Origin of the sequence: Scytonema hankhaensis NUACC26 (assembly GCF_045865695.1) — a bacterium.
Taxonomy (GTDB): Bacteria; Cyanobacteriota; Cyanobacteriia; order Cyanobacteriales; family Nostocaceae; genus Scytonema.
Map to the genome: position 1 here is coordinate 1 of NZ_BAACAP010000078.1, position 13,701 is coordinate 13,701.

General features: G+C 46.1%; 8 protein-coding genes and 2 pseudogenes. 6 read left to right on the forward strand and 4 right to left on the reverse strand.

Annotation, left to right across the window (positions count from 1 at the left end):
- The 4 genes and pseudogenes from ACKTT2_RS02455 to tkt all read right to left on the reverse strand — a co-directional run.
- A pseudogene (locus tag ACKTT2_RS02455) lies at window positions 1-209 on the reverse strand (hypothetical protein); the annotation flags it as partial.
- Window positions 206-1,234 (reverse strand): phosphogluconate dehydrogenase (NAD(+)-dependent, decarboxylating), encoded by a 1,029-nt coding sequence (gene gnd, locus ACKTT2_RS02460; RefSeq protein ID WP_407883620.1) that lies wholly within the window; start codon window positions 1,232-1,234, stop codon window positions 206-208. The gene gnd and the pseudogene ACKTT2_RS02455, both read right to left, overlap by 4 nt.
- A gap of 216 nt (window positions 1,235-1,450) precedes the next feature.
- Window positions 1,451-4,333, reverse strand: a complete 2,883-nt coding sequence (locus ACKTT2_RS02465; RefSeq protein WP_407883622.1) for a bifunctional transaldolase/phosoglucose isomerase — start codon at window positions 4,331-4,333, stop codon at window positions 1,451-1,453.
- Window positions 4,334-4,686: 353 nt separating this feature from the next.
- A complete protein-coding gene (tkt, locus tag ACKTT2_RS02470; protein WP_407883625.1) occupies window positions 4,687-6,765 on the reverse strand; it encodes a transketolase in 2,079 nt (692 codons plus the stop codon).
- Window positions 6,766-7,387: 622 nt separating this feature from the next.
- Here tkt and ACKTT2_RS02475 point away from each other — a divergent pair.
- From ACKTT2_RS02475 to ACKTT2_RS02500, 6 genes and pseudogenes are all read left to right on the forward strand, one after another.
- A complete protein-coding gene (locus ACKTT2_RS02475; protein WP_407883627.1) occupies window positions 7,388-8,470 on the forward strand; it encodes a T6SS phospholipase effector Tle1-like catalytic domain-containing protein in 1,083 nt (360 codons plus the stop codon).
- A gap of 174 nt (window positions 8,471-8,644) precedes the next feature.
- Entirely contained in the window at window positions 8,645-9,127 is a 483-nt protein-coding gene (locus ACKTT2_RS02480; RefSeq protein ID WP_407883629.1) for a hypothetical protein, read from the forward strand.
- Between the two features lie 135 nt (window positions 9,128-9,262).
- Entirely contained in the window at window positions 9,263-10,966 is a 1,704-nt protein-coding gene (locus tag ACKTT2_RS02485) for a thiamine pyrophosphate-binding protein (protein ID WP_407883631.1), read from the forward strand.
- A gap of 47 nt (window positions 10,967-11,013) precedes the next feature.
- Window positions 11,014-12,653, forward strand: a pseudogene (locus ACKTT2_RS02490) (NAD-dependent malic enzyme).
- A gap of 111 nt (window positions 12,654-12,764) precedes the next feature.
- Entirely contained in the window at window positions 12,765-13,172 is a 408-nt protein-coding gene (locus tag ACKTT2_RS02495) for a lyase family protein (RefSeq protein WP_407883633.1), read from the forward strand.
- On the forward strand, window positions 13,063-13,701 hold a 639-nt coding region (locus ACKTT2_RS02500; protein WP_407883636.1), incomplete at its 3' end, for a lyase family protein. The genes ACKTT2_RS02495 and ACKTT2_RS02500, both read left to right, overlap by 110 nt.

Below are 13,701 nucleotides of genomic sequence, written 5' to 3' on the forward strand. Positions count from 1 at the left end.
CTGCGAAAGTCGTCTTGGCTCATTGGAGTGTGAGCAACCCCGACAATCGCAAACTCCTGCGGTAATAAATTGTTACGTGCCAAGTTGTAAAGTGCAGGTAACAATAAACGTTTGGTCAAATCTCCAGCAGCACCAAAGATGACGATCGTGCAAGGATCGGCAGGACGAACTGAGGTTTCAACCTGAGAAGGTGCAGTTGCGATCGTCATGATTTTGTCTCCGTATATTGCTCAATATGTCCGCCAAACTGGAAACGCATTGCAGATAGTAACTTATCAGCAAAATCATTCTCACCACGCGAGCTAAATCGCTGATATAGGGCAGTGCTGAGAACAGGAGCTGGTGCGCCTTCATCAATAGCTGCTGTAATCGTCCAGCGTCCTTCGCCTGAATCCGACACGCGACCAGCAAAGTCTGCTAAGTCAGGTTGTTGGAGTAAAGCGATCGCGGTCAGATCTAGCAACCACGAAGCGACCACACTACCCCGTCGCCATACTTCGGCAATATCTGACAGGTTTAAATCGTACTGGTAGTGTTCGGGATTGCGGAGTGGAGTGGTTTCAGCGTTAGTAGCACGGCTCTGCTTGCCAACATTGGCGTGATGCAGAATATTCAATCCTTCTGCGTAGGCTGCCATCAACCCGTATTCAATACCATTATGCACCATTTTGACAAAATGCCCAGCGCCATTCGAGCCGCAGTGCAAATAGCCTTCCTCCGCCGTGCCGCCCACCTTCTCCCGCCCAGGAGTCCGTGTAATCTCTCCCCGTCCGGGAGCCAATGACTTAAAAATCGGGTCGAGATGCTGAACTGCTACTGGGGAACCACCAATCATCATGCAGTAACCGCGCTCTAATCCCCAGACCCCACCACTGGTTCCCACATCCAGATAGTGAATGTTCTTGAGTGCTAGATCCTTTGCTCGTCGAATATCGTCGATGTAGTAGGAGTTGCCACCATCAATCAAGATGTCCCCTGAGTCGAGTTTTTCAGCCAGTTCTTTGACCATCTGCTCGGTGGGATCTCCCGCAGGCACCATTAGCCAGATGGCACGAGGTTTATCGAGCTTTTGCACAAAATCATCTAGGGTATAAGCTGCGATCGCTCCTTCGGATGCCAGCTGCTTTGTTTTATCGGGCGTGCGATTGAACACAACACACTCATGCTTGTTTTGCAGCAGTCGTCGAACGATATTTGCGCCCATGCGCCCCAAACCAATGACACCAAGTTGCATTGTTTCTCTCCTATGTTATACTTAATTTAAACAGGTCGATTATTTGACCCTACCTGCGGGCTGCGGGAAAGTCATGCCTCGGAAGATATCGATCCCAAGTGGGTGGAGGCCACCGAACTAATGCCAAAGAAACAATTGATTTGTTTCTGAATTAGATATCTAAGAGATTGGCAGAAACTCTTAGAGAGTCCCCTTAGCCTTTAGGCATAGGGAATGTCAAAGAATTTGCTCGATCGCAGTTTTTAGGGTAGCTAAACCAGCTCGAAGATCTTTGCCAAGATGAATTCGCAAAGCCCGTCGATCGCGCTCCGCCAAAACCTGAAAATCGCCCCGTGCTTGAGCCGCTTTCACAACTCCAAATGTATATTTTTGTTGAGGAACTGGAATGTCCGTGGCATCATCACAGGTGATTTGGAGAAAAACGCCGCTGTTTGGTCCACCTTTGTAAGCCTGTCCTGTGGAGTGCAAGAAGCGAGGACCAAAGCCAAGGCAGGTAGCGACTTGCTTTGCATCCCGAATTTTTTCTCGAATGGCTTGCAATTGTTCCTGATGTAACTCATTGCGCTCGATATACGCAAGCAGTGCAAAATAATCTCCCGCCTGTAATCGGTTTAAGTGAGCACGCAAATAATCAGCTAACAATTGCTCAGTTCCTACTGCCTTTGTCAGTGCAGCAGCATTTTTTGGATCGGTAAATAATTGAATGCCATCTACAGTGAAGATTGGGCTTTCAGGAGGTAGTTTTCCACTTTTCTCATATTCATCTGTTAACTGGCGGGTAACAATTTTGCTAGCTTCTACATCCGGCTGATTAAACGCATTGATACCAATGATGGAACCGGCTACAGCAGTGGCAATTTCCCAACGGAAAAACTCTTGACCGAGTTGGTATGGGTCGGAGATCGCAATCCGAACTACAGGTTGTCCTGCCTGCTCTAATGCCGTGACAGCAGCGTCTTGAGCGGGATCGGCAGCAGAATCTAGGCGAATATACGCAAAGAGGCGATCTGCTTTTCCATATACATCTGGAGTTCCTAACGGTTCTCGAGCCACTGGAATCAATCCCTTACCGTCTTTCCCTGTGGACTCTGCCAACAGTTGCTCTAACCACGTACCCAAGCTTGCAATTCCCGGTGAGGCAATTAGCGTGACTTTGTCTCGTCCTTGCTTTGCCAGAACACCCATAATGGTTCCTAACACAACACCAGGATTCTCTTTTGCTAGAACCGATGATGCACAAGAATGCACCATGACTTCAGCCGTATCTAAGAACTTTGCTACATCCACTCCAATCGCCGCCGCAGGTACCATGCCAAAGTTCGATAAGGCAGAATAGCGACCGCCGATACTTGGTATTCCGAAGAAGATATGGCGAAAATCATCACCTTCGGCAATGTGCTGTAGTTTAGAACCGGGGTCGGTCACCGCAATGAAACGATTGGCTGCTGATTCTGCACCCAGAATTTGCTGCACGCGATCGAAGAAGTATTGTTTGAAAATATTTGGCTCCAGTGTACTGCCAGACTTGCTCGACACTACGAACAATGTTTTAGTGAGGTCGATCTGACTTTCGATGGCTTCGATCTGAGCCGGATCGGTGGAATCAAGTACCAGTAGTTCGGGAAATCCTTGTGCCTTACCGAAGGTGAGCTTCATCACCTCTGGGCAGAGTGAAGAACCACCCATACCTAATAATAACACATGGGAGAATTTTAGGTCTTGGACTTCTTGCGCGAATTGCTTAAGACGGTCTATGTGTGCAAGTTGGTTTTCAGTGATACCGAGCCAACCCAACCATTTATTTTCATCAGCCCCTGTCCACAAGGTAGCATCCTGCGCCCACAGACGACGAATCTTACCGTTCTTCTGCCAATCCTCTAGAGACGCTTGAACAGCAGTATTTAGCGCATCGGACAATTTATAGGTTAGGCGATCGAGCTTTCCACCAAGAATCGCTGTCCGCTTTTTCTCGACTGCACTTAACAACTGGTCAAAGGCATGGATGAATAACTGTACCCCTTCTGCTAATAATTGGTCTGTAATTTGCTGCAAAGAGATTCCTGCTTTCTGTAGTTTTGATAGTGTCGATTGAGCAGCATCAAGACCTTCAGTCAAACTAGACTTTGGATGCCCGCGATCGCGAAAGGCAGATAGGGTGGCTGGTGGAATTGTATTTACAGTGTCGGAACCAATCAGTTCTTCAACGTACAGTACGTCGCTATAGTGGGGATTCTTGGTGCCTGTACTTGCCCACAGCAATCTTTGGGTTTGTGCGCCTTGACTTGACAATTTCTGCCATCGACTCGATTGAAAGATGCTTTGATAGCGCTTGTATGCAAGTTTAGCATTGGCGATCGCTACTTTACCCAATAAACTTTCGAGCAAATCGCGTCGATCTGCATTGGTTGTGGTTTTAAGTCGATCCGCAATCAGGTTATCAACTGCGGTATCAATCCGACTGACAAAGAAGCTAGCAACGCTAGCAGTGCGGCTGATATCTCCACCTTTTGCCGCGAGCGACTCTAAACCAGTGATATAGGCATTAGCAACCTGCTCATAAACATTTTCAGCAAATAGCAGCGTGACGTTCACATTAATCCCTTCACTGACGAGCTGCTCAATTGCAGGAATTCCAGCAGGTGTAGCAGGCACTTTAATCATTAAATTAGGACGATTAACTTCTAACCATAGTCTGCGAGCTTCTGAAATAGTTTGTTGAGTATCGTTTGCTAGATAAGGTGAAACCTCCAGACTGACGTAGCCATCACGCCGATTGGTTTGTTCGTAAATAGGTTTCAAGATATCTGCGGTTGCTTGAATATCCGCGATTGCAAAGGACTCATAGAGCGACATGACATTCTTATCTTGACTTTGCTCGCTTGTGATTAAAGCCGAATCGTAATCGGTACTGCCTGCGATCGCTTTTTCAAAGATAGAAGGATTCGAGGTGACACCCCGCAAACCATCCTCATCAATTAACTTTTGTAGTTCTCCACTAGTAATTAAACTGCGACGAATATAGTCTAACCAAACAGATTGTCCGTAGGATTGTAACGACTGCAAAGGGTTTTTTGTCTGTGATGTTTGTACGGTAATCATCAGTTTACATCCTTATTGAATTAACGTGAATTTCTAAGAAAGAACACAAAACGTTATCTTGCTAAGAGGACGTTTGAAAAGTCACGATCGAGGTATCAAATATTTTTTACCCCACCCTAACCCTCCCCTTGGAAAGGGGAGGGAACACGGATTTTTCTGGTTTCCCCCCTTTACAAAGGGGGACTAAGGAGGGAACACGGATTTTTTTTGTTTCCCCCCTTTACAAGGGGGGACTAAGGAGGGAACACGGATTTTTTTTGTTTCCCCCCTTGTAAAGGGGGGACTAAGGGGGGAACACGGATTTTTTTTGTTTCCCCCCTTGTAAAGGGGGGACTAAGGGGGGTAATAATTTTTCAAACAACCTCTAACTGGGCTTTTGCAGCTGCAACAACTTGATTTGGAGTGAAGCCAAATTTACGCTGCAATTCTTTCAACGGTGCTGAAGCACCAAAGGTATGCATGACAATGCGAGCGCCTCTCGAACCGACATACTCCCCCCAGCCAAATGTTGATGCTTGTTCCACACAAACACGAGCAGTCACTGTAGGTGGAATCACGCTGTCGCGGTAGTCCTGACTTTGCTGCTCAAATAGCTCCCATGATGGCATACTCACAACCCGGGATTTGATCCCTTCGGTCTTAAGTTGTTCATACGCTTCAATACAGAGCGAAACTTCACTTCCAGTTGCTAACAACAGCACATTAGGTTGACCATCTTCTGCATCTGCTAAAATATAAGCTCCTCGAGCCAAACCAGATGCCGCCGCATACTGAGTGCGATCGAATGTGGGTAATGCCTGTCTAGTCAGCACCAGTACCACTGGTTGATGCTGCAACTGCATAATGACTCGCCATGCTTCCGCAACTTCGTTAGCATCGGCAGGTCGTAAGGTAATCAGTCCCGGAATCGCTCGCAACGAAGCTAACTGCTCTACAGGTTGATGAGTCGGTCCATCTTCACCTACCCCAATCGAGTCATGCGTGAAGACGTAAATGACGGGAATCTCCATTAACGCACTCAGGCGAATAGATGGACGGCTGTAGTCACTGAAAATGAAGAACCCGGAACCATAAGGACGCACTTTGCTGAGCGAGAGTCCGTTAAGAATCGCCGCCATTGCGTGTTCGCGGATGCCAAAGTGAAAGTTACGCCCAGAGCGATCGCTAGCACTAAAATCTCTTGCGCCATCAAAGGTAAGCCGTGTTTTAGTTGAGGGAGACAAGTCAGCAGAGCCACCAATCAACCAAGGGATCTGTTGGGCGATTGCATTTAGCACCTTTGCAGAAGCATCTCGTCCAGAAATTCCTTTCGCGTCAGTTGGAAACGTTGGTAATGCTACTTCCCAACCATCTGGAAGTTGACGATGTTGCATTTTGTCAAGTCGCTCTGCCATGTCTGGATATACAGCAGCATATTTATTGAAGGTTTGTATCCATTGCTCGCGCAGTTTGTGTCCCCGTTGTCCCAGTTGCGACTGAAAGTGTTCGCGCACGCCATCAGGGACAAAAAACTTCGCATCTTCTGGCCAGCCGTAATAGCGTTTTGTCAACCGGATTTCGTCTTCTCCCAATGGTTCTCCGTGAGCTGCACTCGTATCTTGCTTGTGTGGCGCTCCATATCCTATATGGCTATCGATAACGATCAAAGTAGGGCGATCTTGGGTTTGCTCAAAGGTGTTGAACGCTTGTTCCAGTGCATTGAGATCGTTGGCATCACTGACACGAAGAATGTTCCAACCATAGGACAGAAATCGAGTACCCACATCATCACTAAAGGTTAAATTGGTATGTCCTTCAATAGTGATATGATTGTTGTCGTAAATCCAGCACAAGTTCGAGAGCCGGAGATGCCCTGCTAAGGAAGCTGCTTCATTAGAAATGCCCTCCATCATGCAGCCATCTCCACAGAGAGTATAAACATTGTAGTTGAATAGCTCGAAGTTAGGCCAATTAAAATACTGTGACATCCACTGTCCGGCGATCGCCATCCCCACACTCGTCGCCACTCCTTGTCCCAAAGGTCCTGTCGTTGTTTCTACACCAGAAGTCCAACGGTATTCTGGATGACCTGGACATTTACTATCCAGTTGACGGAAGCGCTTAATATCATCTAGCGTAACAGATGCTTCACCTAACTGCTCGTACTTGGCATTAACTGCTTTGACACCAGTTAAATGTAACAAAGAATACAGCAGCATGGAGGCGTGACCGCTTGAGAGCACGAAGCGATCGCGATTTGGCCAGATGGGATCTTCGGGGTCAAACCGTAAAAATCGCTGCCATAAACAGTAAGCAATAGGAGCCATTGCCATTGGTGTACCCGGATGCCCGGAGTTTGCCTGTTGCACGGCATCCATCGATAGGGTACGAATCGTGTTAATGCACAGCTCGTCGAGTTGAGTTTGGTTGGCAACTTGAGTTTGGGCAATCACAGATGTCTCTCCTTAAAGTAGTAAGCTGAATTCATAGAAAGAACTACCGATGTAAACTATGTATCTTTGTAAACGTAGAGTTCTATACCGTGTTGATGTTTTTGAAGCTGAAAAATTCTACTATCTGAAAACGCTGTTTGTCGTTGGAGTTGGAGCTATTTAAGATCGACAACTTATTACAGTATGCCCCACGATCCAATTTTTAACTATGCAAAATAGTCACGTTAAACAGGAACTTAAGATTGTTGTAGCTTGAAAAGAACTAGTAACTGTAATATAGCCTTTCCCAAGCACCTGAGGTACACCTAAATTTTTTGTAACCTTATTAAAAACACAAACAGATTTCAGATCGTACCTCACCAGACTGGTAAACGCTATATGTAGCGGTTCTCACTTGTTGGATTCCAACTTTAGTTGGAGCTTACCTTCTATTTTAAGATTGACAGATTCATCAATTACTTTATTGAATAAAAATTTCAACTTTAAGTGGACGACAAGTTTAGGGTTAATTGTATATGTTGAATTTATGTAAAAAATATAGCAATCCTAAATCATTTATAAGAAGTTTGGAAATAATTGAGCAATATTCCTAATTGCTAGTTACTCTCAATAAGAGGGCATCATGAAACGATTGATTATTTGCTGTGACGGAACCTGGCAAGATTTGTCTGCTGCGTATCCCACAAATGTTGTGAAAATGGCTCAAATTATCCGACCGATTGCTTTAGATGGTACGACTCAAATCATTTACTATCAATCTGGACTCGGTACCGAACATGGTGAAGCAGAAAAAATCTTGGGGGGTGTATTTGGCTGGGGGATTGATACAAATATTCAAGATGCTTATCGCTTCTTGTGTTTGAACTATGAGCCTGGAGATGAGGTTTATCTGTTTGGGTTTAGCCGAGGTGCTTACACAGTTCGCAGTTTAGCAGGTTTGATCTATTGCTCTGGGCTGTTACAACGCCCTCATATTCGCAAAGTTCCTCAAGCATACGATCTTTATCGCGATCGCAATATTCCACCGAGTCATCCCAAGGCAATTTCATTTCGCCAGCAATATGGCGAAAATATCACAATTAAACTGTTGGCTTGTTGGGATACAGTAGGCGAGTTAGGCGTTCCGGAGCTAATTCCATTGGCGAGCCACTGGATCAATGCTAGATATCAGTTTCACGATACTCAACTTAATCGACGAATTGAGTTTGCGCTACATGCCGTTGCCATTGATGAACGGCGAAAAGTTTTTAATGTCACACCTATGACAACCAGTAAAGATGCAAAAACATCTTTGATTCAGGTTTGGTTTCCTGGAACTCACACTAGCGTTGGTGGTGGACAGGAGGAAGCCAGTGGGCTAGCTGATGCAGCTTTGGAATGGACGATGGAGTCTATTCGTAAACTGGGTTTAGGACTGGAATTTGTGGCAAATCCTGGAGCGATCGCCGACGGCGGAATCCAGCCTAATTATCGAATACCGTTTAACGCTGAAACAGATGATATGTTCTTATTAGGTGGTCTTATCTATCGCGATCTAAAGAACCCTGGTTGTTCTTCTACTATTCCTGTGCCTCCCGATCGAAGCTTCTTCGATCGCAACATCCATTTAAGCGCTAAGCGCCGTTGGAAATTGACGGAAAAGCCATTGTATCGACCCAAAAACTTAGATCCTTACCAGCAGTGGTTCAATGCTTTTGCCGAATGAACGGCGCTCGACTGCCATGTTTGTGTTTCTCAATGAGTAACTGATTTTTTTAGTTAACTAGCTTATTCTGACTAGTACAAATTTTGAATACATTACATAATATTAGCAAGTAACAAGCTACAGAATTAGAAAATACTAATTTGGTAGATATGAAACTCTAACAGGATAGTAAAAATGATTCAATTACTTAGCAAAGCAGCTTATATTACTACCTTAACAACTGTTATGGTATCAATTTCATTGCTGCCTTTATTTGCTGCTTCCCCTAGTCTTGATGACGGTATTATCTGTATTGCAAAGAAGAAAGAAGGGCGGGGGAAAGTTTACTTTTACACTTCTTTAATTGATGGCAATACGTTTAATAAGAAACAGCCAGTATCGGTAACAATGCTTGAAACTCAGTCTGAAGTTACAACAAGTGATTTGCTGATTCTTGATAAGAAAAAACAAAGTGTCTCAGTAACAAACATTGAGTCTGAGTCCATAACGAATCCAGAATTAGAACCAGTGGCGATTGCTAAAACAAATTTGACGGATAATAATGAGTTTAAAGGTCAAACTCAAACTGGGACACCAGTAACTTTTAAACTAAAAAATAATTACTCCAAATGGCAGTTAACCCATGCAGGGCAAACTTACTCTGGAGTTTGTCATTAATTGGTAGTGCTAATGCAGCACGCAACTGCCAATGTTGGTAGAGGTAATTAATTATTTAGTTCCTCTACACTTGAAAGAGGAAAAATTTTAACAATAAAATTGCATTTGTCAGTGCATTTGAAAGGGGTTTTTATCATGAGCAAGTTGAGCTGTTTTGACACCCACTACAACATCGGCACGTACCTTGCTGAACTTCTGCAAACAATCGGGTTGGAGCATTATTTTACTGTCCCTGGCGATTACAACCTGGTTCTACTCGACCAGATGTTGAAAAACTCCAATTTGAAGATGATTAACTGCTGTAATGAACTCAATGCAGGGTATGCAGCCGATGGCTACGCTCGGGCTAGGGGAGTGTCGGCAGTAGTGATTACCTTCACTGTGGGGGGTTTGAGCCTGGTTAATGCGATCGCAGGTGCTTACGCTGAAGATTTACCCGTAATTGCGATCTCCGGAGGACCTAATTCCAACGATCGCGGTCAGCACCATCTAATTCATCACTCCATTGGTAACTATGATTTTAACCAGCAATACCGCATTTTTCGGGAAATCACTGCCGAAGCCGTAGTCATCCGGCACATTGAGGATGCCCATCGCCTCCTACATCGTGCTTTAGAAACAGCCATCCAGAAACGCAAACCTGTCTACATTGAAATTGCTTGTAACCTGGTCACTCTCCCCATCCCCAAATCCGTGCCGTTGCAACTCAAACGTCATGTCGAAAGTAATCCTGTTGCTCTTAAAGCAGCTGTCGAAGCGGTTGCAGCTAAACTCGATCGGGCAGTCAAACCTGCTTTAGTCGCTGGGGTCAAATTACGGGCTTTTGAGGCGATCGCTGCCTTTCAAAAACTCGCTCTTGCTTCTAGGTACGCCGTTGCAATTATGCCAAATGCTAAGGGTATGTTTCCCGAAACCCACCCCCAATACATTGGCTGCTACTGGGGTCAAGTCAGTAGTCCCGGTTGTGCTGAAATTATTGAATCCTGCGATGCCTACCTCTTTGCCGGTCCCATATTTAACGATTACACCACTGTAGGCTGGTCTTGCCTAGTCAACCCGGAAAAACTGTTTGAAGTTCAGCCAGATCGGGTGATACTAGCCGGACAGGAATACGCTCAGGTCTATATGCAGGAATTTCTCACTGCCCTGGCCGATCGAATTCAGCCTAATGACACTTCCTTCAAAGCTTTTAAGCGCATTCACGAACAACTTTCGCCCCCTCAAGCTCTGCAAAACGACGCTCCTTTGACCACACGGGTCATCCGCGAACAGGTTCAGACCATCCTGACAGACAACTCTGCGCTGTTAGTGGAAACGGGGGATTCCTGGTTCAACGGGCAGAAAATTACTTTGCCAGATGGCTGCCTCTATGAGTTTCAGATGCAATATGGCTCGATTGGCTGGGCAGTTGGGGCATTGCTGGGCTACACTCTAGGGCTAGGTCAGCAGAAACGAGCGATCGCTTTGATTGGAGACGGTTCTTTTCAATTGACTGCTCAAGAAGTTTCCACCATGATTCGTTATGGACTCAATCCAATTATTTTTCTCATCAATAACGGAGGCTATACCATTGAAGTCGAAATTCACGATGGGCCATACAACAACATCAAAAACTGGGACTATGCTGGTCTAGTGCAGGTCTTCAATGCGGGTGAGGGCAATGGCTGGAGTTGCCGGGTGCAAACGGTCGGCGAACTGGTTAAAGCCATTCGTCAAGCTCAAGCTCATGAGGGGCTAGCTTTGATTGAATGCATCATCGATCGCGACGATTGCACCAAAGAACTGCTCGAATGGGGCACCAGGGTTGCTGCGGCTAATAATCGCCCCCACCAGATTTAATACCAATTCATAAGGTACGACATTAAGAAAGAAAATAAGGTAAAGCCATGCTTGAAACAACTCTGAAAATTAACTCATCCTTATCTCAACTGCGGGGTTCCGATATTCTCCACAACCCCCACTTGAACAAGTCTACTGCCTTTACAGCAGCAGAACGCGAGTCACTCGGCTTAGTCGGACTCTTGCCAGAGGGATTGGAGAGTGAAGAAACTCAAATCCAACGAGTCATGCAGCATCTGGGTCACAAAACTACCGATTTGGACAAATATATTTACCTTTCTGCGCTACAGGATAATGACGAAACCCTGTACTTCAAAACCCTGATGTCCGATCCAGCCCATTTTATTCCTTTGGTCTACACTCCAACAGTTGGGGAAGCGTGTCAAAAGTTCGGACACATTCTCCGGCGACCGAAAGGGCTTTACCTCTCAATTACTCGCCGGGGACAGATTAAGGAGATCCTGCAACATTGGTCTGAGCGAGATGTGCGCTTTATTGTCGTTACCGATGGCGAACGGATTTTGGGTTTAGGGGATCTCGGTGTCAACGGTATGGGCATTCCTCTCGGCAAGTTGTCCCTTTATACGGCTTGTGCTGGTGTGCCGCCTCAGTACACCTTACCAATTACCCTGGATGTTGGCACTAACAATGAGAGCCTGTTGAGCGATCCGCTTTACCTGGGCTTGCGCCAGCCGCGCGTCCGGGGTGAAGAATATGATACCTTCATTGAGGAATTTGTTACGGCAGTCCAAGATGTCTTTCCCGGTTGCTGCATTCAGTTTGAGGACTTTGCTAACATTCATGCTATCGCGATCGCATTTGCTGCTTTAATGATGACATTCAGGGAACAGCAGCAGTAGCAGTAGCAGGAATCCTGGCTGCACTTCGCTTGACGGGTGGGAAAATCTCCGAGCAAACCTTCCTGTTTCTGGGAGCTGGTTCGGCAGGTACAGGGATTGCCGACTTGTTGGCACAAGTGATGATGCAGGAAGGACTATCGGCAGAACAGGCTCGTGCCCGTTGCTGGCTGTTCGACCGTAAAGGATTACTCCAGTCAAACCGGACCGATCTGGCTGACTTTAAAAAGCCCTTCGCTCATCCCCACGCCCCTGTGGATGACTTTGTTGCCGCAATCCAAGACCTCAAACCCACCGCAATTATTGGGGTAAGCGCTTTGGCTAAAGCCTTCAACCAGCAGGTGATTGAGACAATGGCTAGAGTCAATCAACGTCCGATTATCTTTCCTTACTCAAATCCTACCTCCCACTCGGAATGTACGGCGGAAGAGGCATACAAGTGGTCGGAAGGGCGAGCCGTATTCGCCAGTGGTAGTCCCTTTGCACCCGTGAAGTATAATAATCAAACTTTTGTCCCCGGGCAGGGCAACAACGTCTACATCTTTCCAGCAATGGGGATGGCAATCTACGCGACTCAAGCAAAGCGCGTCACCGATGAGATGTTTATTACGGCAGCAAAGGCTTTAGCAGAGCAGGTGTCACCCTCAGACCTTGAGGTTGGGTTAGTTTATCCACCGCAGTCCGAAATTCTCAAGACTTCTCTGCACATTGCCAAGAAAGTTGCTGAAGTCATCTTTGCTAGGAACCTAGCGGGAGTACCAAAACCAAGTAATCTGCAAGCGTTCATTGAATCTCAAGCCTATAAACCCGAATACAGAAGCTTTCTTTAAACCCTTACTCCTTGTCGCAAGAAAGACGAGGGCATTTCTTTCTGCCGTTTGCCCTCGTACTTCTGCCTTTTGTTAAGACAATAGGGAGATTAACCATGACTACAATTCGCATTGAAACCGACAGCCTGGGTAAAGTTGAAGTTCCGAGCGACAAACTCTGGGGAGCGCAAACGAGCGCGATCGCTCGAACACTTCAGCATCGGAGACGACTTAATTCCACCAGAGATGATTGTTGCCTATGCAGTACTGAAGAAAGCCGCAGCGATCGTCAATCATCAAGCAGGACGATTGGGCGACGAACAAAAGCATCTAATTTGCCAGGTTTGTGACGAAATTTTATCAGGTCAACATCGGGATCAGTTTCCCTTGCACGTTTGGATGACCGGAAGCGGCACTCAATTCAACATGAATGTACAACGAAGTCATTTCCAATCGTTGCTGTCAATTAGTAGGAAATCCACTCGGCAGCAAGACACCTGTGCATCCGAACGATCACGTGAATATGTCTCAGTCATCTAACGACTCATTTCCATCAGCAATGTACATTGCGGCAGCTCAGAGAGTGAATGAGAAATTGATCCCTGCCGTGAAAGAATTGCGCGATTCTCTCAATACGAAAGCAGAAGCATGGAAAGAAGTTGTCAAAATTGGTCGCACACACCTACAGGATGCCACCCCATTGACGTTAGGTCAAGAATTTTCTGGCTATGTGGGACTGTTGGATGATAACCTAGAGCGTTTAGCCGATAGTTTGAAAGGGGTTTATCGCCTAGCGTTGGGGGGAACCGCAGTTGGGACAGGAATTAACTCAACGCCTGAATTTGCAGAAGCCGTGGCAGCGGAAATTGCCCAGCTAACCGGGCTACCTTTTATTACCGCTCCTAACAAGTTTATGGTGCAGGGCAGTCATGATGCACTAGTGATGCTCAGCGGTACGCTCAAAACTCTAGCAACTTCCTTGTATAAAATTGTCAATGACATTCGTCTTCTGAGTTGTGGACCTCGCTGTGGTTTCCACGAACTCGATATTCCTGCCAATGAGCCAGGG

Coding starts and splice junctions, on each gene's coding strand:
- gnd (WP_407883620.1), bottom strand. CDS start 1,234: ATGCAACTTGGTGTCATTGGTTTGGGGCGCATGGGCGCAAATATCGTT.
- ACKTT2_RS02465 (WP_407883622.1), bottom strand. CDS start 4,333: ATGATTACCGTACAAACATCACAGACAAAAAACCCTTTGCAGTCGTTA.
- ACKTT2_RS02475 (WP_407883627.1), top strand. CDS start 7,388: ATGAAACGATTGATTATTTGCTGTGACGGAACCTGGCAAGATTTGTCT.
- ACKTT2_RS02480 (WP_407883629.1), top strand. CDS start 8,645: ATGATTCAATTACTTAGCAAAGCAGCTTATATTACTACCTTAACAACT.
- ACKTT2_RS02485 (WP_407883631.1), top strand. CDS start 9,263: ATGAGCAAGTTGAGCTGTTTTGACACCCACTACAACATCGGCACGTAC.